The 18978-nt window shown below is 66.0% G+C and carries 17 protein-coding genes; 15 read left to right on the plus strand and 2 right to left on the minus strand.

Translation table 11 applies throughout. The features are described from left to right. Positions 1 to 4 precede the first annotated feature (4 nt). Positions 5 to 895 carry a dienelactone hydrolase family protein gene (locus tag C7T96_RS13620; RefSeq protein WP_106571761.1) on the minus strand — a complete coding sequence of 297 codons (891 nt, stop codon included), beginning with the start codon at positions 893 to 895 and terminating at the stop codon, positions 5 to 7. 127 nt (positions 896 to 1022) lie between these two features. On the opposite strand from C7T96_RS13620, the gene C7T96_RS13625 reads away from it, so the two are divergent. The 11 genes from C7T96_RS13625 to C7T96_RS13675 all read left to right on the plus strand — a co-directional run bounded on the left by C7T96_RS13625 (position 1023) and on the right by C7T96_RS13675 (position 15187). After that, on the plus strand, positions 1023 to 1964 hold the full coding sequence (locus C7T96_RS13625) for a bifunctional helix-turn-helix transcriptional regulator/GNAT family N-acetyltransferase (RefSeq protein WP_106571762.1): 942 nt from the start codon (positions 1023 to 1025) through the stop codon (positions 1962 to 1964). A 203-nt stretch (positions 1965 to 2167) separates the two neighbouring features. Next, a complete protein-coding gene (gene pyrC / locus C7T96_RS13630; RefSeq protein ID WP_106571855.1) occupies positions 2168 to 3217 on the plus strand; it encodes a dihydroorotase in 1050 nt (349 codons plus the stop codon). Between the two features lie 45 nt (positions 3218 to 3262). Next, on the plus strand, positions 3263 to 3958 hold the full coding sequence (locus C7T96_RS13635; RefSeq protein ID WP_106571763.1) for an orotate phosphoribosyltransferase: 696 nt from the start codon (positions 3263 to 3265) through the stop codon (positions 3956 to 3958). Positions 3959 to 4042: 84 nt separating this feature from the next. Continuing rightward, a complete protein-coding gene (locus C7T96_RS13640) occupies positions 4043 to 6037 on the plus strand; it encodes a LuxR C-terminal-related transcriptional regulator (protein WP_106571764.1) in 1995 nt (664 codons plus the stop codon). Between the two features lie 152 nt (positions 6038 to 6189). Next, on the plus strand, positions 6190 to 7218 hold the full coding sequence (locus C7T96_RS13645) for an ABC transporter permease (RefSeq protein ID WP_106571765.1): 1029 nt from the start codon (positions 6190 to 6192) through the stop codon (positions 7216 to 7218). Further along, entirely contained in the window at positions 7218 to 8093 is an 876-nt protein-coding gene (locus C7T96_RS13650) for an ABC transporter permease (RefSeq protein ID WP_106571766.1), read from the plus strand. The genes C7T96_RS13645 and C7T96_RS13650 overlap by 1 nt, the downstream gene beginning before the upstream one ends. Before the next feature lie 2 nt (positions 8094 to 8095). Then, a complete protein-coding gene (locus C7T96_RS13655) occupies positions 8096 to 9775 on the plus strand; it encodes an ABC transporter ATP-binding protein (protein ID WP_106571767.1) in 1680 nt (559 codons plus the stop codon). Positions 9776 to 9808: 33 nt separating this feature from the next. Then, positions 9809 to 11377: a hydantoinase/oxoprolinase family protein gene (locus C7T96_RS13660; RefSeq protein WP_106571768.1), complete on the plus strand. Its 1569-nt coding sequence runs from the start codon at positions 9809 to 9811 to the stop codon at positions 11375 to 11377. Further along, entirely contained in the window at positions 11361 to 12485 is a 1125-nt protein-coding gene (locus C7T96_RS13665; RefSeq protein ID WP_106571769.1) for a DUF917 domain-containing protein, read from the plus strand. Before C7T96_RS13660 ends, C7T96_RS13665 begins: the two co-directional genes overlap by 17 nt. Then, entirely contained in the window at positions 12482 to 13576 is a 1095-nt protein-coding gene (locus tag C7T96_RS13670) for a DUF917 domain-containing protein (protein ID WP_106571770.1), read from the plus strand. Before C7T96_RS13665 ends, C7T96_RS13670 begins: the two co-directional genes overlap by 4 nt. Before the next feature lie 39 nt (positions 13577 to 13615). After that, positions 13616 to 15187: an ABC transporter substrate-binding protein gene (locus C7T96_RS13675; protein ID WP_106571771.1), complete on the plus strand. Its 1572-nt coding sequence runs from the start codon at positions 13616 to 13618 to the stop codon at positions 15185 to 15187. A gap of 152 nt (positions 15188 to 15339) precedes the next feature. On the opposite strand, the gene C7T96_RS13680 is transcribed toward C7T96_RS13675, so the two are convergent. Next, on the minus strand, positions 15340 to 16044 hold the full coding sequence (locus tag C7T96_RS13680) for a GntR family transcriptional regulator (protein WP_106571772.1): 705 nt from the start codon (positions 16042 to 16044) through the stop codon (positions 15340 to 15342). A gap of 272 nt (positions 16045 to 16316) precedes the next feature. Between C7T96_RS13680 and trpB the strand changes: the two genes are divergently transcribed. Genes trpB through trpA form a run of 4 tightly spaced genes read left to right on the plus strand, consistent with a single transcriptional unit; the run spans position 16317 to position 18978 of the window. Next, on the plus strand, positions 16317 to 17543 hold the full coding sequence (gene trpB / locus C7T96_RS13685) for a tryptophan synthase subunit beta (RefSeq protein WP_106571773.1): 1227 nt from the start codon (positions 16317 to 16319) through the stop codon (positions 17541 to 17543). A 31-nt stretch (positions 17544 to 17574) separates the two neighbouring features. Next, the gene (locus C7T96_RS13690; RefSeq protein WP_106571774.1) at positions 17575 to 17814 is read left to right on the plus strand and encodes a hypothetical protein; all 240 of its coding nucleotides are present in this window, start codon (positions 17575 to 17577) and stop codon (positions 17812 to 17814) included. After that, on the plus strand, positions 17804 to 18151 hold the full coding sequence (gene cutA / locus C7T96_RS13695; protein ID WP_158264365.1) for a divalent-cation tolerance protein CutA: 348 nt from the start codon (positions 17804 to 17806) through the stop codon (positions 18149 to 18151). The genes C7T96_RS13690 and cutA overlap by 11 nt, the downstream gene beginning before the upstream one ends. Beyond that, complete coding sequence (gene trpA / locus C7T96_RS13700) at positions 18148 to 18978, plus strand: tryptophan synthase subunit alpha (protein ID WP_106571776.1); 831 nt, start codon at positions 18148 to 18150, stop codon at positions 18976 to 18978. The genes cutA and trpA overlap by 4 nt, the downstream gene beginning before the upstream one ends.

Below are 18978 nucleotides of genomic sequence, written 5' to 3' on the forward strand. Positions count from 1 at the left end.
CCCCTCAGCGCATGGCGGAGAGGAAATCGAGCACTGCGCGGCGCATTTGCGGGGTTTCCTCATGTCCGGTCTCGGGCTGCGACAGGCGCACGAGCGCGCCGGCCGCGCCGGCGGCGCGATAGGCGGCGCGTGTCTGCCGGTAGGCGGTGTCGACGGCGTCGGGCGGGGTGAGCGGATCATGGTCGCCGGTGCAGATCAGTTGCGGGCGCGGGGCGACCATGCCGGCGATGCGCCCGGTCGAGGTGGCGGCAAGCAGGCCGGGTACCGTCATGTAGTGACCGTGCAGGTCGTGGGCGCCGGTCTCGACCAGGCTTTCGAGGTCGGCATAGGCGCATAGGTGCGCCGCGCGTGCCACGCGCGGCTCGATGGCGGCCAGAAAATAGGCGTGGGTCGCGCCCATAGACAGGCCGAACGTGGCGATGCGGGTCGCGTCGACGTCGGGGCGCGCGGCCAGGTGATCGAAGCCGGCGAGCAGGTCGGCAAGCATCAACCCCATCAGCGTGGCGCCGCGCCACAGCAAGGCCTTGGCGAGGGCGTTTTCGGTCTCGTCGGCCCGCTCGCCGAAGGTCGGCATGTCGAGCGACAGGGCCACGAAGCCCGCTTTGGCCATAAGCGGCCCATAGGGACCGATGAGACTCGGCCGGCCGACGAGAAGTTCCGAGGCGCCGATGGCGTATTTGTTGCCGTGAGCATGGCAGTAAAGCACTGCCGGGTGCGGCCCGCCGGCGCCTGCCGGGCGCGTCAGCAGCCCGCGCACCGGCCGGCCGTCACCAAAGTCGAATGCCAGGCGCTCGACGATATGGTCGCTCGCCTCGGACCGCTCGACCACCGAGACGTCGGGCGCGCGCCGCGCGCGCGGCAGGCCAATCAGGCGCTTGAGCTCATCCGGGGTCATGATGTCCTTCCGTGGCCGGTTCCGCCGTCCGGCGGATGCAGCCGCACGGTAGAGGCGCCGTGTCAAAAATCAAATAATTGACTTTGGCAATTACTTTATTGATTTTAGCATCAAATAAGGGGCAGCCATGATCGAGCAAGAGCAAGAGGATGTCGCATCCGCGCAGATCGCGGCCGTGCGTGCCTTCAACCGCTTTTATACGCGCCAAATCGGAGCGCTTAGCGAGGGCCTGCTGGACTCGACCTTTTCGCTGACCGAGGCGCGCATCCTCTACGAGCTGGCGCATCGCGACGGTCTGACGGCGAGCCTTCTGGCGCGCGCCCTGGAAATCGATGCCGGCTATTTGAGCCGCTGCCTCAAAAAGCTCGAGGATCGCGGCTTGCTGGTCCGGCAAAAATCCGAGACCGACCAGCGACAGTCCGTGCTGGCGCTGACGGGCCGGGGGCGGAAAGAGTTCGCGCCGCTCGAAAGCGGCGCCGATGCCGAAGTGTCGAAGCTGCTCAGCCGGTTTGCCGAAAGCGAACGGCGGCGGCTGGTCGAAGCGATGCGCACGGTGCGCGCCGTGCTCGGACCGGACGAGGACGCCGCCGCGCCCTATCTGCTTCGGGCGCCCGAAGCGGGCGACCTCGGCTTTATCATCCATCGCCAGGCCCGCCTCTATCACGACGATTACGGCCTGGATCAACGGTTCGAGGGGCTGATCGCCGGCATTGTCTCGGCTTTCGTGGAGACGTTCGACCCGGTCCGGGAGCGCGCCTGGGTCGCCGAGCGGCACGGCGCGGTGGTCGGTTCGGTCTTTTGCATGAAAGCGTCGGACACGACCGCCAAGCTGCGGCTGCTTTACGTCGAGCCCTCGGCGCGCGGGCTGGGCATCGGCCGACGGCTGGTCGAGGAGGTGATCCGTTTCGCGCGCGCCAAGAACTATCAGGCGCTGACCTTGTGGACCAACGACGTGCTAGACAGCGCTAGGCGCATCTACGAGGCGGCGGGTTTCGTGCTGGTCGAGGAGGAAAACCACCATTCCTTCGGCCAGGATCTGGTCGGCCAGAACTGGACCCTCGCGCTTTGAGCGGTGCGTGGCCGGAACCGTCCGGACGCCGGAGCGCGCGGTGTCGGCGGGCTTGACGGGCACAAAGTTGCGGATTTCGGGTATTTGCCGGTTTTTTCGGCGGCGGCTTCGTGGCATTGGGCTGCTATCGCTTCGAACCGGCCGGCTGCGTGGTCGCGCGGCCCGCCGGGAAAGCGGAGCACCGCAAGGATCGGACACACGGCGTGGACAGTCTCACCATCACCAGACCCGACGATTGGCACCTGCATCTGCGCGACGGCGCGATGCTGGCCGGTGTGCTGCCCTATACGGCGGCGCATTTTTCGCGCGCGATCATCATGCCGAACCTGGTGCCGCCCGTGGTGACCACGGCCGACGCCGCGGCCTATCGCAATCGCATCGAGATGGCGCTGTCGCCGGGATCGACGTTCCAGCCGCTGATGACGCTTTATCTGACCGAGGCGACCGACGCCGACGACGTCGCGCACGGCTTCGCCGACGGCGTGGTGCGCGCGGTCAAGCTTTATCCCGCCGGGGCGACGACCAATTCGCAAAGCGGCGTGCGCGATATCGACAAGGTCGTGCCGGTGCTGGAACGGATGGCGGAGATCGGCATGCCGCTTTGCATTCACGGCGAGGTGACCGACGCCGATGTCGACATTTTCGACCGCGAGGCGGTGTTCATCGACCGCGTGCTGGAGCCGCTGCGCCGGCGCGTGCCGGGCCTGCGGGTGGTGATGGAGCATGTGACGACCAAGAACGGCGTCGACTACGTGCTGGCCAACCCGGACGGGCTTGCAGCCACGATCACCACCCATCATCTGATCATCAACCGCAATGCGATCCTGGCCGGCGGCATCCGCCCGCATTATTACTGCCTTCCGGTCGCCAAGCGCGAAACCCACCGGCTGGCGCTGCGCGCGGCGGCGACCTCGGGCGACGGGCGGTTTTTCCTGGGAACCGATTCCGCCCCCCACACCGATGCGTCGAAGCAAACCGCCTGCGGCTGCGCCGGCATCTTTTCGGCCATCAACACCATGGCGTGCCTGGCGCATGTGTTCGAGGAGGACGAGGCGCTCGACCGGCTCGAGGCCTTCGCCTCGCTCAACGGCCCGGCATTTTACGGCTTGCCGGCGAACGAGGAGCGCATGGTTTTGAAACGCGCTGCCGACCCGATCGCCTTGCCGCCGCGCATCGAGACGGGCGCGGGCCCGGTGACGGTGTTCGACCCGATGTTTCCGATTCACTGGTTCGTGGCCGACGAGGCCGTCTAGGCCCCGACCGGTCGCACGAACCGCCACCAGCCCGAGGACGCCTCTATGTTTTCCAACACGTTTCCCGACCGCGCGGTGATCTCGACCACGGTGGCGCGGATGTTGCTCGAGATCGAGGCCGTTCATTTCCGCGCGGACGAGCCCTATACGTTCACGTCGGGGCTGGCGAGCCCGGTCTATATCGACTGCCGCAAGCTGATCTCCTATCCGCGCATTCGCGCCGCGCTGACGGATTTCGCGGCGTCGGTGATCCTGCGCGATGTCGGCTTCGAGCAGTTCGACGGCGTGGTCGGCGGCGAGACGGCCGGCATTCCGTTCGCGGCCTGGCTGTCGGACTCGCTCGGCCTGCCGATGCACTACGTGCGCAAGAAACCCAAGGGGTTCGGCCGCGACGCGCAGATCGAGGGGGCGCCGGTCGAGGGCAGGCGTATCCTTCTGGTCGAGGACCTGACGACGGATGGCGGCAGCAAGATCAAGTTCGCCGAGGCGCTGAATGCGGCGGGCGCGCGCGTCACCGATACGTTCGCGGTGTTTTATTACGATATTTTTCCCGACGCGCCGGAGCGGCTGAAGGCGGCCGGGATGCGGCTGCATTATCTGGCGACGTGGTGGGATGTCTTGAAAGTGTGCAAGGACGAGGGCCGGTTCCCGCCAGATGTGCTTGGCGAAGTCGAGAGCTTTCTGAAGGCGCCGCTTGCCTGGTCGGCGGCCCATGGCGGCATCGCCGAGATCGCGCGCTGAGCGTGTAGGCCGCACGCCGGCATTTGACCGACGCCGAAAATACGGCATTGTCCCGGGCGAGACGCTTTCGGGGCAAATAGGCGCATGGACGCGCAGGATGAGACGCATCAACCAGCCGTGACGCCGCCGGGTGCCGATGCTGTCGGCCCCGGACCGGCCGACGAGGCCGGCGCGGTGGTCGCGGCCGAACTGCTCGGATTGCTGCCCGATCCGTTGCGGATGGTGCTCGAGGCGCTGGCCCGCGCGCCGGAGGGCCTGGTCGCCGATGGGATCGATGCGGGTAGGCTGGTGGAGCTGTGCGACCGCTTTCCCGCCCTGGTGGCGGTCGAGCCGGGCAGCGGCCGGCTGGCCTTTCGCAGTGTCGCGCTCGCCGCGGCGTTCCGCGCCGCGCTGGCCCCGGAGCAGGCGGACAGGGACCGGCAGGCAGACAGGCCGCTGGCGCGCGCCGACGGCACCGTGGCCGCGATCCTGACCGCGCAGAAAAAGGGTGATTTCGACGAGGCGCTGCGACTGTTCCATGCCGGCGGCCGGGAATTCTTCATGCATTTCCATGGGCTGGACGCATGTCTTGAGGTCTTGGACGGATTTCCTCAAGCCTGGCGCGAGAACGAGAACGTGCTTGTGTTCGCCTACACCATGCATGCGCTCAAATCGGGCAATGTCAGCCGCGCGCGGCATTTGATCAATCGCCGCTTCGGCCCCGAGGCGCAAAATCTCAACGTGGTTCTGGACGGTCGCGACCGTTTTCCGCTCGATTTCAGGCTGTTTCGCTTCCTTATGGCCATGTACGAGGACGTCGCCATCACCGACACGACGCGGGCGCGGGTGTTCGACGCGCTCGGCGAGGTGGCGCTCGACGATCATCTGCAGCGCGGCAGCTTCTACAACGCCATGCTGGAAGTCGCGGTGCGCCGGCGCGAATACGAGACGGCCGACGAGATCGCCCGGCGCGCGCGCCACCACTATCGGCAGGCGCAGGCCCATCTGCTCGGCTTTTATGTCGATCTCTACCAGGCGATCCTGTGCCTGCTGCGCGGCGCGCTCACCGCCGCCGACGGCCATGCCCGCCATGCCGAGCAGACGCTGGCGCGGGTGCCGTTCGACACGCCGTCAGATGCGCGCTTGCTCGGGCTGGTCAGGGCGGTCATCCGCTACGAGCAGGGCGACGTGCGCACCCTGGTGCGCTTTCTCAACGACGAGTTCGACCGCTTCGCCTATGGCGAGATCTGGCCGACCGTTGCCGAACTGGCGATCAATTACGGCGGCCAGGCGCTGAGCCGGCACGTGTCGAGCGCGGCGGCGCGCGCGTTCCTCGACAAATGGCGCGTGCAGGAATGGCGCTCGAACCGGTTCCGGCTCGTCATCACCCTGCGCGAGGTCGCCATCCTGCAAAACGGCAATCGCTGGCAGGAGGCCGCCGACCTTCTGACCGCCGTGCAGTCGCGGGCAAACCGTACCTGGGTCGAGGGGGCGGTCGAAAATCTCATCCGGCTCGTCGATCCGCAGGAAATCGCGCTGGTGATGGCGTGGTTGCGCCACCTGATCTGGGAGGTGCCGACCCGACCGGTGCTGCGCGACCAGATCGGCGCCCTGTTGACCAACGACCATCTTACCGACCGCCAGCGCGTGACGCTGCGCGTGTGGTCGGCGTATCTGGCGCGGCGTCACCGCGACATCAGCACGGCCCGGTCGGACATGCTGAAGGCGCTGGAAGCGTGCGCGCGGCTCGGTACGATCATGCCGCTGGCCGAAGAGCCGCATCTGGTTCCGACGCTTCTCGACGACAAGCGCATCGGCTCCTTCGTACTGGTGTCCAACGATGTCCGCCAGGCCGTGCGCCGGCTCAAGGCGCTCGACATGCCGGCCTCGGACGGGCCGCAGCGGGCGGGGCTGACGCGCAAGGAAATGAAAGTGCTTCTGCTGGTGGTGGAGGGCGGCACCAACAAGTTCGTCGCCCGCCAGCTCGGCCTGTCGGAAGTGACGGTGAAATTCCACCTGTCCAACATCTATCGCAAGATCGGTTGCCGGCGCCGGGCCGAGGCGATCGCGACCGCCAAGGCGCTCGGCTGGGTCGCGTGACCGGCTAAAATCGACCAAACTTCCTAAAAACCTATACCTATTCTGTCAAAACCTATCCGGCCTTGCTCTTGATCGACGCGTGGTGATCGCGACAGACTTCCGGCAATGACAGCGCGGCAGCCAATGCCGCCACGAGGCGGAACCGGAGGCCCATGCACACCAATTTGCTCGATGTCATGCTGCGGCGGCTGCTTGGTTTCGCCGGCGTCATGCTGGTCCTGTCGCTGATGATCTTCGTGCTGGCGCGGGTCGTGCCGGGCGATCCGGCCCGCATCGCGCTCGGCCCCAGCGCCACCCAGGAGCAGGTCGACGCGATGCGCCTGGAAATGGGGCTCGACGATCCGGTCCTGATCCAGTTCGTGAATTATGTCGGCGGTGCCCTGCGCGGCGATTTCGGCCGCTCGCTGATCTCCGGCAAGCCGGTGGCGACCGAAATCCTCGAACTCCTGCCGGCGACGCTGGAACTCGTGCTGGTGACGGTGTTCCTGATGATCGTGATATCGGTGCCGCTGGGCGTCGTCACCGCGCGCTACCGCAACAGCTGGATCGACAATACCGGCCGTTTCTTCTCGATCATCGGCGTGACGATGCCGAGCTTCCTGTTCGCCATCCTTCTGCAGCTCGCGGCGGCGAACTTCTTTCCCGGCTGGCCGATCCTGGGGCGCATCGACTACACGCTGACCGTGCCGCAGGGGCCGACCGGACTGCTGTTGATCGATTCCATTGCCCATGGCCGCTTCGACGTCTTCGTCAGCGCGCTGCAGCATCTGGCTTTTCCGGCGCTGGCACTGGCGATGGCCGGTATCGGGCAGGTCACCCGCATCACCCGCTCGGCGATGATCGAGCACCAGCGCCGCGACCATGTGCTGACGCTGAAATCCTTCGGCGTGCCCGACCGGGTGATCATCTTCCGCTATTTGCTGAAACTGTCCTCGATCGCGCCGCTGACCATCATGGGGCTGGAATTCGCCTCGCTGATCGGCAACGCCTTCGTCGTGGAACTGGTGTTCTCATGGGGCGGGTTCGCCTCCTACGGGCTGGAGGCGATCCTGCAAAAGGACCTCAACGCGGTCATGGCCGTGGTGCTGGTGTCCGGGTTCTTTTTCATCGTCGCCAACCTGATCATCGACGTGGTGTTGCTGATGATCGACCCGCGCCTGCGTTTCAAGGAGGCGCGCTGATGACGGTTCCCGCGATGCCGCAGCCCGAGGCGCTGTCGACCCGCTATATGGCCTGGTACCGCTTCACCCGCAATCCGGCGGCGGTGATCGGCGCGGTCATGGTGGCGACCGTCATCCTGGCCGCGATCTTCGCGCCGCTGATCGCGCCCTATCCGGACCATGTCGGTGCGGTGGTCGATTTCCGCAATCGTCATTCCGCACCGGACCTGGCCCATCTGCTGGGCACCGACAAGGTCGGACGCGACATCTTGAGCCGGGTCGTGTTCGGCTTCCGGGTGTCGCTGCTGCTGGTCGTCGGCGTGCTCGGCGTGGCGGTGCCGGTCGGGGCGGCGCTGGGGCTGGCCGCCGGCTATTTCAGCGGCCTGACCGAACGCATCATCACCGGCTTCACCAATGTCATGCTGGCGATCCCACCGCTGGTCATGGCGCTGGCGATCGGCAACGTTTTGGAGCCCAACCTGGTCAACGCCATGCTGGCGATCACGCTGTTGTGGTGGACCTGGCACGCGCGGCTCGTCTACCGGGTGTCGAAATCGATCGCGGCGGAGGATTTCATCGAGGCGGCCCGGCTCGCCGGCGCCAGCCACTGGCACATCTTGACGCGCGAGATCCTGCCCAACTGCATCTCGGTGATCTCGGTCAAGACGACGCTGGACGCCGCCTTCGTCATCCTGTTCGGCGCGACCTTGTCCTTCCTCGGGCTCGGCGTGAAGCCGCCGACGCCCGATCTCGGCTCGATGGTCGCCGACGGGCGGCAGTTCCTGCCGGAAATGTGGTGGGAGGTGCTGGCGCCGGGTTTCGCCATTTTCTACGCCACGCTCGGCTTCAATCTGCTCGGCGACGGGCTGCGCGACATGTTCGACGTGGAGGCGTGAGGATGGACACTCTTCTCGACATCCGCGATCTCGACGTCGCCTTCCGCACCTACGGTTACCGCGCCCACGTTCTCAAGAACGTCTCGCTGTCGATCCCCGAGGGCGGGCGGGTCGCGCTGATCGGCGAGACCGGGTCCGGCAAGTCGGTGACGGCCAAGTCGATCCTCGGCACGCTGCCGGGCAACGCGCATGTGGAAGGCGGTTCGATCCTGTTCGAGGGCCGCGACGTGCTGCAGCTTGCCGAAGCCGAGCGCGACCGCATGAAAGGCACGGCCTTTTCGGTGATCATGCAGGACCCGCTCTCCTCCTTCAATCCGGTCTTCCGCATCGGACGCCATCTCGACGACGTGATGCGCTTCGCCGATATGCGCCTGGGCGAACGGTCCAGCCCGGCGGAGCGCCAGAAACGCATCTATGAGGTGTTGCGCAAGGTCCAGCTTTCCGATCCCGAGCGGGTGTTCTCGGCCTATCCGGCACAATTGTCGGGCGGCATGCGCCAGCGCGTGCTGATCGCGCTGGCGCTGTTGCACCAGCCCAAGCTGCTGATCGCCGACGAGCCGGGCACCGCGCTCGACGTCACCACCCAGGACGAGATCATGAAGCTGATCAACCGGCTGGTCTCCGAAAACGGCCTGTCGTTGTTGATGATCACCCATAATCTCGGCGTCGTGCGGCAGATGGCGGACGACATCTATGTCATGCGCCACGGCGAAATCGTCGAGCACGGGCCTCTGCGCCAACTCTTCACCAGCCCGCGCGAGGCCTATACGCGCGAGCTCGTCGACGCGATCCCGCCGCTCTACGGGCCCAAAGTGGTCGACCAGCCTGCCGTCGAGGGCGAGACGATCATCGCGCTCGAGGGCGTGTCGAAGACGTTCTCCGAGCGGCGCCTGATCGGCCGCGGCAGCGAGCACGTCGCCGTCAAGGACGTCGATCTGGCGATCCGCAAGGGCGAAATTTTCGGGCTGGCCGGCGAATCCGGCTCCGGCAAGACCACGGTCGCGCGCATGATCATGGGCCTGATCGCGCCCAGCGCCGGCGCCATCACCGTCGACGGCGCGACGATGGCCGGGACGGGGCGCAGCGACGCCTTCCGCCACCTGACCCAGATCGTCTACCAGAACCCCGGCACGTCGCTGAACCCGAAGCGCACCGTCGGGCAGACGCTGTCGGTGCCGCTCACCTTCGCCGGCCTCGAGCGGGCGCGTTTCGACGCGCGGATCGCCGAATTGCTGCGCCATGTCGACCTGCCGGCGCACTATGTGTCGAAATATCCGCACGAATTGTCCGGCGGCCAGAAACAGCGCGTGGCGATCGCGCGGGCGCTCGCGGCCAATCCCAAGATCATCGTGCTCGACGAGCCGACCTCGGCGCTCGACGTGTCGGTGCAGAAAAACGTCATCGCGCTTCTGCAACGCCTGCGCGACGAGCTGGGCCTGACCTATCTGTTCATCTCGCACGACCTGTCTTTGATGCGCAATTTCTGCAGCCGCATCGCGGTGATGCTGCGCGGCGAATTGGTTGAGGAGGGCGAGCCGAAGGCGGTCTTCGCCGAGCCGGCCCATGCCTATACGCGCGCGCTGATCGCGGCCGTCCCGGTCATGGGCGACGAGGAAGAACAAATGAAACCCTCCGTCTCGGCGGAGGAGAGAAAGCGGTTTCTTGTCGATGCGGTCGCCTGAGCGCCGCCGGCAAACCAGGAAAGGAGAAATGCGGTGTATCGTCTGGGGATCGATGTAGGCGGAACCAATACCGACGCCGTGGTCATGCATGACCGCGAGGTGCTTGCCGGCGTGAAGGCGGCGACCACGGAGGACGTGACCTCCGGCGTGCTCGAAGCGCTGGAAAACGTGCTGTCGAAGGCCGGCGTCGATCGCGCCAAGATCGCCAATGTGATGATCGGCACCACCCACTTCACCAATGCCGTCATCGAACGCAAACATATCAGCCCGGTCGCCGCGATCCGGCTCGGCCTGCCGGCGACCGCCTGCCTGCCGCCGATGGTCGACTGGCCGCAGGATCTGCGCGAGGCGGCGGGCGACCTCGGCTATCTGGTGCGCGGCGGCTACGAGTTCGACGGGCGCGAGATCGCACCGCTCGACGGCGAGGAGATCGACCGCATCGCCGACGACATTCTGGCCAAGAAGATCAGCACGGCCTCGATCAGCTCGGTCTTCAGCCCGATCAACCGGCAGATGGAACTCGACGCCAGGGATCGACTTTTGAAAAAATGCCCCGACCTGCAGGTGGTTCTGTCGTCGGATATCGGTCGCATCGGGCTCCTGGAGCGCGAAAGCGCGGCGATCATGAACGCCAGCCTGCTCGCGCTCAGCGCGCGCACGGTCGACGCCTTCGCCGGGGCGCTGAAGTCGACCGGTCTACACTGTCCGTTCTTCATCACCCAGAACGACGGCACGCTGATGGATGCGGCGATGGTCAAGCGCTTCCCGGTGCTGACCTTCGCGTCCGGACCGACCAATTCGATGCGCGGCGCGGCGTTTTTGACCGGCATCAAGAACGGCATTGTCGTCGATATCGGCGGCACGACCACCGATGTCGGTGCGCTGCAGCTCGGCTTTCCCCGCCAGGCGGCGACCGTGGTCGACATTGGCGGTGTGCGCACCAATTTCCGCATGCCGGACGTGTTTTCGATCGGCCTGGGCGGCGGGTCGCTGGTGCGGCGCGGCCCCGACGGAGCGGTGACGGTGGGGCCGCAATCGGTCGGCTACCGCCTGACCCGCGAGGCGCTGGTGTTCGGCGGCGACACGCTGACGGCGACCGACATCGCGGTCGCCCTCGGCGAAGCCGAGATCGGCGACAAGTCCAGGATCGCTTCGGTCGATGCCGACCTCGCACAAGGCGCCCGCGTCGCCATGACGGCGATGCTGGAGGCGGCGGTGGAGCGCAGCCGGATCTCGCCCGAACCGCTGCCGGTGATCGCGGTCGGCGGCGGCTCGATCCTGATGCCGAACCGGCTCGGCGATCTCGAAGTTCTGCGACCTGACCATTTCGCCGTCGCCAACGCCGTCGGCGCCGCGATCGCGCAGATCAGCGGCGAGGTTGACCGCATCTATTCGCTGGAAAACGGGCTGACGCGTGAAAGCTGCCTGAAACAGGCGGAGGAGGAGGCCACCGAAAAGGCGATCGGGGCCGGCGCCGACGCCGCCACGATCGAGGTCATCGAGCGCGAGGACGTGCCCTTGGCCTATCTGCCGGGCAACGCGACGCGCATCCACGTCAAGGTGGTTGGCGAGATGGGAGGCGGCGATGCTCTCCCGGCCTGACAAACTCTGGAGGTTGACGGAAGCCGACATCGAGGCGCTGGAGATCGGCTCGGCGATCCTGGGCACCGGCGGCGGCGGCAATCCCTATATCGGCAAACTCAGGGCGCGCCAGGCATTGCGCGCCGGTCACACGCTCAGCGTGATCAAGATGGAGGATCTGCCCGACGACGCCAAGGTGGTGTCGCTGGGCGGCATCGGCGCGCCGCTGATTTCGTTCGAGCGCATCAAGGAAGGTCGCGAGGGGCTGCGCTGCGTGCGCGCGCTGGAGGAGCGCCTCGGTTTCAAGGCCGACGCGATCGCCTGCGAGGAAATCGGCGGCCAGAACGCGATGGAGCCGCTGATCACCGCCTCGCTGGCCGGGCTGCCGGTGGTCGACGGCGACGGCATGGGGCGCGCCTTTCCCGAAATGCAGATGACGACCTATTCGATTTACGGCCACCGTTCCACGCCGTCGGTGATGTGCGACCCGCACGGCAACGTCGTCATCTTCGACCATGCGATTTCGGAGAAATGGCACGAGCGCATGGCGCGCGCCTGCGTGATTTCGCAGGGCGGGGCTTCGACGCTGGCCAGCGCGCCGATGAGCGGCGCCTTCGTCAAGCAGTTCTCCATCCCCGATTCCTATACCAAGGCGGTGGCGCTCGGCCGCGCGGTGATCGAGGCGCGTCAGCGCCACGCCGACCCGATCGCGGCGATCTGCGAGATGGAGAGCGGACGGGTCTGCTTCACCGGCAAGATCAAGGATCTCAAGCGGCACTTGAAGGGCGGCTTCGTCACCGGCGAGGCGATCATCGAAGGCTTCGACGGCTGTAACGACCAGACGGCCGCGGTGCTGATCCAGAACGAGAATTTGGTGTTCAAGCGCGACGGCGTAGTCGAGATCGCCGTGCCCGACCTGATCATCATTCTCGATATCGACACCGGCAACGCCATCACCACCGAGATGCTGCGCTACGGCCAGCGGGTCGCGGTGGTGGCCTTGCCCTGCCACCCGCTGCTGCGCACGCCCGAGGCGCTGGAAGTCGTCGGCCCGAAGGGCTTCGGCTTCGACGATATCGCCTACCGGCCGATACAAGCGGACGAGCCGACACAAGGGAGCGCCACATGACGACATTCACGGTTTCGGCCGACGATATGGAGCCGATCGCGCTGGGTGGCGCGTTTTTGGGAACCGGCGGCGGCGGCGACCCGCATATCGGCAAGCTGATGGCGCGCGCGGCGATCGAACAATACGGTCCGGTGCGTGTGATCGATGCCGAGGAGGTTGCCGACGACGCCTTGTGCGTGCCGGTGGCGATGATGGGCGCGCCGACGGTGATGGTGGAAAAACTGCCGCGCGGCGACGAGGCGCGCGAGGCGCTGGCCCAGCTCGAGACCTTTCTCGGGCGCAAGGCCGACGCGCTGATCTGCATCGAGGCGGGCGGGCTCAACTCGACCATTCCGTTCGCGGTCGCCGCCGCGACCGGGCTGCCGCTGATCGACGGCGACGGCATGGGACGCGCCTTTCCCGAACTGCAGATGGTGAGCTTCACCATGCACGGGGTCGCGGCCACGCCGATGGTGATCGCCGACGAAAAGGGCAATTCCTCCGTCATCAACACGATCTCGAACCAGTGGACGGAAAAGCTGGCGCGGGCCCAGACGGTGGAGATGGGTGGCGCGGCGCTGGTGGCGATCTATCCCATGCAGGGCGCGCGCATGAAGAAGGGGATCTTGCGCAACACGCTCTCGCTGATCAAGGAAGTCGGCGAGACGATCGCCGGCGAGCGGGCGCAGAACCGCAATCCGGCCGAGGCGCTGATCGCAAGGCTCGACGGGCGGCGCCTTTTTACCGCCCGCGTGGTCGATATCGAGCGGCGCACGACCGGCGGGTTCGCGCGCGGCAAGGCGATCCTGAAGGGGGTCGACGCCGATCAGGGCCGCAATTTCTCGGTCGAGTTCCAGAACGAGTTCCTGATTGCCCGCGACGGCGACGGGACCGCGCTCGCCACCACGCCGGATTTGATCTGCGCCCTCGACGCCGATGGCGGCCTGCCGATCACCACCGAGCAGCTTCGCTACGGGCTTGCCCTGTCGTTCATCGGCATGCCGAGCGATCCGCAATGGCGCACCAAGGCCGGGCTCGAGCTCGTTGGTCCGCGTTACTTCGGCTACGACCAGGACTTCATCCCCCTGGAAAAGCTGACCAAAGCCGCCTGACGTTCAAGAACCGCAACCATAAATCCAGAGGAGAAAGCCATGAAACATATGCTTCCAGTCGCACTTGCAGCCCTCTTGGGCACCAGCGCGCTGGCGCCGGCGGCCCTTGCCCAGGACAAGATATCGCTGGTCGTCAACGCGGTGCAGATCTTCGGCACGGTCGATCCCGCCAAGGTCAACGACTACACCGAATATATGGCGATCGTGAATCTCTACGACGCGCTGACCACCGTCGACGCGACGGGCGCGGTGGTGCCGCAGCTCGCCGAAAGCTGGGAGATTTCGGACGACAGCAAGACCTACACCTTCAAGCTGAAGGCCGACGCGACCTTCCAGGACGGCAGCCCGGTCGAGGCCAAGGACGTGGTCTATTCCATGCAGCGCCTGCTGGCGATCAACGAGGGCCCGGCCTATCTGTTTACCGGCCTGGTGGAGCCGGACGCCGTCAAGGCGCTCGACGACCGCACGGTCGAAATCACGCTCAACCGCGTCTACGCGCCGTTCATCTCCAACACGCCTTTGATCCTGGTGGTCAATTCCGACCTGGTGAAGGAGAAGGGCGACGGGGAATGGGGCGAGACCTATCTGGCCGACGCGTCGGCCGGCGCGGGACCCTACAGCCTGGCGAACTGGACCCGGGGCGCGCAGATGGTGATGGAGCGCTATGGCGACTACCACATGGGCTGGCCGAAGCAGAAGCCGATCGACGAGTTGCGGTTCGTGATCACCCGCGACGAGGCGACGGTCAAGGCGCTCGCCACCAAGGGCGAACTCGGCATGTCGTCGCAGTACCAGTCGAACGAAACCTATGACGCGATCGACAAGCTCGACAATTACAAGATCATCGCCGCCGACACGGCGACCGGCTTCTACATCAAGCTCAACAACCAGGTGGCGCCGACCGACGACGTTCATATTCGCCGTGCGATCGCCTATGCGACCGACTACGCCACGATCCGCGAGGTGATCTATCCGGGCGGCGAGTTGAAGGGGCCGCTGGCGCCGGTGTTCGCCGACGCCCATCTCGACAGCCTGCCGGCGCCGGAATTCAACCTCGAAAAGGCCAAGGAAGAGGTCGCCAAGTCGAAATATGCCGGCGACACGCCGATCAAGCTCGCCCACGCCTATGTCGCCAAGACCGCGTTCGAGGAAGAGATCGGGTTGCTGCTCAAGTCGACGCTCGAGACCATCGGCTTCGAGGTCGAGCTGCAGCCGGAGCCGTGGAACCGGATCACCGAACTGGCCTCGGCGGTCGACACGACCCCGGCTTCGACCCAGGTCTTCTACGGGCCGACCTATCCCTCGCCGGATTCCGTCTTCTACGTCCAGTATCATTCCAAGGCGAAGGGCACCTGGTCGTCGATGGAATGGGTGATGGACCCCGAGATCGACGCGCTGATCGACAAGTCGCGCGGCGAGACCGATGTCGAGGCCCGCAACGCGATCTACAAGGAAATCCAGCAGAAACTGCATGACCGGCAGTCCGACATCTACCTGCTGACCCAGAAGAAGCGGTTTGCCGCCAATAGCTGCCTGCAGGGTTATGCCTGGGTGCCGATGCAGAGTTGGGACACGGATTTCTCGCGCTTCTGGTGGGACTGCGAAGGCTAGCCGGAACCACCGGTTGGAGCGAACGGCCGGCGCCTCGTGCGCCGGTCGTTTTTGTTTGAGTAGCGATTCAAGGGCTTGCCGACGTGAATCGGCTTTTTGGTATAATTATCTGAGTTAACTTGATTTTTATCGGGTTGAGCGGTCGGTGCATGTCAGTCGTCGAAACGGAAATAGCCGTCGCGCACCAGCGAGTCGGAATATTCGACCGGTCGCCCCCTGTCGTCGACGACCAGCCGGCACAGCCGCAACAGGCTGGCGCCGGGCTCCAGGCCGAGATCGGAGGCCGGGCCGGGCGCGGCGGCGACGGCCGAATAATGCTGGGTGCCTATCCTGAGCGTCGAGCCGGTGGCGCGGCGGATCAGGTCGTAGAGCGAATCCCGCATCAGCCGGTCGACGGGCAGCGTGTCGGCCACCCATTGCGGCAGCACGCTGGACTGGCGGACGACAGCGCGCCCGTCGAGCAGCCGCAACCGTTCGATCTCGGTCACCGTCGTGCCAACGGGCAAGGCGAGCGCGCGGCTTTCGGCAAGACCAGACCTGCGGCCAGTAACGCCCAGGACACGGGTTGCCGGCGTCATGCCGACCTGGCGGGCGGCGGTGGGGAAATCGTCGAGATTGCGGCCCTGGCTTTCGATGACGCGCGCGCAATAGCGGGCGTTGCGGCCCTGTCCCTTGTCGATCAACCCGTCACTTTGCATCAGCGCCAGCGCGTGGCGCACGGTGCGCCGGCTGACGCCATACCCGCGGGCGAGTTCGTTTTCCGGCGGAAGGGCGTCGCCGCGGCGCCACAAGCCGGTTCTCAGCTCGGCAGCGAGACGTTGGGCCAGGCGTCGATAGACCGGCGGTGTGCGGGTCATCGTACGCCGCGCCCCGGCCGGCGCGCGCGGTCCGTGGCCGGATATGTGCCGGCACGGTTCGGGGAGGGGGGAGCCGACAGCTTTCGGTCACGGCACGATAGGGACAAGTTGTCTGTCTCCTTCTGGCAATGGAATCCCCGAAACGCGCCATTTTCGGGGCTGGAATGGCGAGACGACCGCGTTGCGGGTGTTTGACTTGTCACCTTATGCCATGCGCAGATAAAGGGATACAGACCGCTTAGGCCCCTTCGCCGCGTCAAGGACACCGACCAATGACCACCAGCGCCGCCCCCACCTTGAATTCGTTCCGCGCGGGACCAGACGAAGCCGGCATGTTCGGCATTTTCGGCGGCCGGTTCGTCGCCGAGACGCTGATGCCGCTGATCCTCGACCTGCAGGATCATTGGCAGCGTGCGCGCGCCGATGCCGAGTTCCAGGCCGAGCTGGACGATTTGAACCGGCATTATACCGGCCGGCCGAGCCCGCTCTATTTCGCCGAACGGCTGACGGAGCATCTCGGCGGGGCGAGAATCTATTTCAAGCGCGACGAGCTCAACCACACCGGCTCGCACAAGATCAACAACTGCCTCGGCCAGATCCTGCTTGCCAAACGCATGGGCAAGACCCGCATCATCGCCGAGACCGGCGCGGGGCAGCACGGCGTGGCGACGGCGACGGTGGCGGCCCGCTTCGGGCTCGACTGCGTGGTCTATATGGGCGCGACCGATGTCGAACGGCAGGCGCCGAACGTGTTCCGCATGAAGCTGCTCGGGGCGGAAGTGCGGCCGGTGACCTCCGGGCACGGCACGCTCAAGGACGCGATGAACGAGGCGCTGCGCGACTGGGTGACGAATGTCGAGGACACCTACTACCTGATCGGCACGGCCGCCGGACCGCATCCCTATCCCGAGCTGGTGCGCGAGTTCCAGTCGGTGATCGGCCGCGAGACGCGCGAGCAGATACTGGCCGCCGAGGGACGTCTGCCCGACCTGCTGGTTGCCGCCGTCGGCGGGGGATCGAACGCGATCGGTCTGTTTCATCCCTTCCTCGACGATCCCGATGTCGGCATGGTCGGCGTGGAGGCCGGCGGCAGGGGGCTGTCGGGGGAAGACCATTGCGCCTCGCTGACGGCGGGCCGGCCGGGTGTCCTGCACGGCAACCGGACCTATTTGCTGCAGGACGACGACGGCCAGATCAAAGACGGCCATTCGATCTCGGCCGGGCTCGACTATCCCGGCATCGGCCCCGAGCATTCGTGGCTGAAGGAAGCCGGGCGCGTGGACTACGTGCCGATCCTGGACGACGAGGCGCTGGAGGCTTTCCAGCTCCTGACCCGGCTCGAAGGCATCATTCCGGCACTGGAGCCGGCGCACGCGCTTGCCGAAGTGGTCAAGCGGGCGCCGACGATGGATCGCGAGGCGATCATCGTGATGAATCTGTGCGGGCGCGGCGACAAGGATATTTTCACCGTCGCCAAGATGCTCGGCCTGGATATGTGAAGGCAAGCCAGCGCACGGGAGGCGGATCGGCATGTTCGAGATCTATCGCTCCAGGCAGAACCGGCACCATTATGTCGCGATACGCGCCGACGATACGGGCGAGAACGCGCGGGGCATCCGCGAAAGCGGCAATCTGGCGTTCATGACCACGATCGCCGACGACGACCGCCCGCGCATCGCCTTCGACGCCGAGGAGGCGAAAAGCCGGATCGAACGCGACGGCTTTTATGCCTTCGCCGTTACCATCGAGGTGCGCGAACATGTCGAATGAACCGGCCACGCCAGGCCGTGTCGTGGTCGAGTATCACGTCACGTTCGGTAATGGCGATGATGCGCGCACGATGGCGCGCGCCGTGCTGGAGGCACGACTGGCCGCCTGCGCCAACATTTTCGAGGGTGTGCGTTCGCTCTATTGGTGGCAGGGCGAAATCGCCGAGGAGAACGAGGTGTCCGTCCTGTTCAAGACGAGCACGGCGCGTGCCGAGGCCCTGGCAACCTTCATCGCCGAACGCCACCCCTATGACACACCGGCCATCATCCGCCACGACGGCGGCAGCGTCGACGCCGCGTTCGCGCGCTGGATCGAAGAGGAAACGACACCATCATGAAATCGACGCGTATCGACCGCCGCATGGCGACCCTGAAGGAGCAAGGCCGTCCGGCCCTGGTCACCTACATGATGGGAGGCGACCCTGACTATGACAGCGCGCTTTCGGTGATGCGGGCCCTGCCACAGGCAGGCGCCGACATCATCGAACTCGGCATGCCGTTTTCAGATCCGATGGCCGACGGGCCGGCGATCCAGGCCGCAGGGCTGCGCGCGCTCAAGGGCGGCCAGACGCTGAAGAAAACACTCGCCATGGCCAGGGATTTCCGCGCCGCCGACGACGAGACGCCGATCGTTTTGATGGGCTATTACAACCCGATCTACAGCTATGGCGTCGCGGCTTTCCTGAAGGACGCGAAGGCGGCCGGCATTGACGGGCTGATCGTGGTCGACCTGCCGCCGGAAATGGATGACGAGCTGTGCGTGCCGGCGCTGGAGGCGGGGCTCAACTTCATCCGGCTCGCAACCCCGACCACCGACGACAAGCGCCTGCCGACCGTGCTGCAGAACACGTCCGGCTTCGTCTACTACGTCTCCATGACCGGCATTACCGGTTCGGCTCTGCCCGATACCAGCCGGGTCGGCCAGGCGGTCGGACGCATCAAGGCACACACGCCGCTGCCGGTCTGCGTCGGCTTCGGGGTTAAGTCGCCCGAACAGGCCGCCGCGATCGCGGCGGAGGCAGACGGGGTGGTTGTGGGCACGGCGATCGTCAACACGGTCGCTGCCACGCTCGACGCCGACGGCCAGCGCGGCACGGATCCGGCCGCCGCCGTCTCGTCTTTGGTGGCAAGCCTCAAGGCGGCGATGATCGAGGCGCGGGCCTGA

The sequence above is a fragment of the Nitratireductor sp. StC3 genome, from assembly GCF_003015025.1.
Lineage (GTDB): Bacteria > Pseudomonadota > Alphaproteobacteria > Rhizobiales > Rhizobiaceae > Mangrovimarina > Mangrovimarina alexandrii.

Bases quoted from the DNA above. Each gene is read 5' to 3' on its own strand.
- C7T96_RS13620 (WP_106571761.1), bottom strand. From the start codon at position 895: ATGACCCCGGATGAGCTCAAGCGCCTGATTGGCCTGCCGCGCGCGCGG.
- C7T96_RS13625 (WP_106571762.1), top strand. From the start codon at position 1,023: ATGATCGAGCAAGAGCAAGAGGATGTCGCATCCGCGCAGATCGCGGCC.
- C7T96_RS13635 (WP_106571763.1), top strand. From the start codon at position 3,263: ATGTTTTCCAACACGTTTCCCGACCGCGCGGTGATCTCGACCACGGTG.
- C7T96_RS13640 (WP_106571764.1), top strand. From the start codon at position 4,043: ATGGACGCGCAGGATGAGACGCATCAACCAGCCGTGACGCCGCCGGGT.
- C7T96_RS13645 (WP_106571765.1), top strand. From the start codon at position 6,190: ATGCACACCAATTTGCTCGATGTCATGCTGCGGCGGCTGCTTGGTTTC.
- C7T96_RS13650 (WP_106571766.1), top strand. From the start codon at position 7,218: ATGACGGTTCCCGCGATGCCGCAGCCCGAGGCGCTGTCGACCCGCTAT.
- C7T96_RS13655 (WP_106571767.1), top strand. From the start codon at position 8,096: ATGGACACTCTTCTCGACATCCGCGATCTCGACGTCGCCTTCCGCACC.
- C7T96_RS13665 (WP_106571769.1), top strand. From the start codon at position 11,361: ATGCTCTCCCGGCCTGACAAACTCTGGAGGTTGACGGAAGCCGACATC.
- C7T96_RS13670 (WP_106571770.1), top strand. From the start codon at position 12,482: ATGACGACATTCACGGTTTCGGCCGACGATATGGAGCCGATCGCGCTG.
- C7T96_RS13675 (WP_106571771.1), top strand. From the start codon at position 13,616: ATGAAACATATGCTTCCAGTCGCACTTGCAGCCCTCTTGGGCACCAGC.
- C7T96_RS13680 (WP_106571772.1), bottom strand. From the start codon at position 16,044: ATGACCCGCACACCGCCGGTCTATCGACGCCTGGCCCAACGTCTCGCT.
- trpB (WP_106571773.1), top strand. From the start codon at position 16,317: ATGACCACCAGCGCCGCCCCCACCTTGAATTCGTTCCGCGCGGGACCA.
- C7T96_RS13690 (WP_106571774.1), top strand. From the start codon at position 17,575: ATGTTCGAGATCTATCGCTCCAGGCAGAACCGGCACCATTATGTCGCG.
- cutA (WP_158264365.1), top strand. From the start codon at position 17,804: ATGTCGAATGAACCGGCCACGCCAGGCCGTGTCGTGGTCGAGTATCAC.
- trpA (WP_106571776.1), top strand. From the start codon at position 18,148: ATGAAATCGACGCGTATCGACCGCCGCATGGCGACCCTGAAGGAGCAA.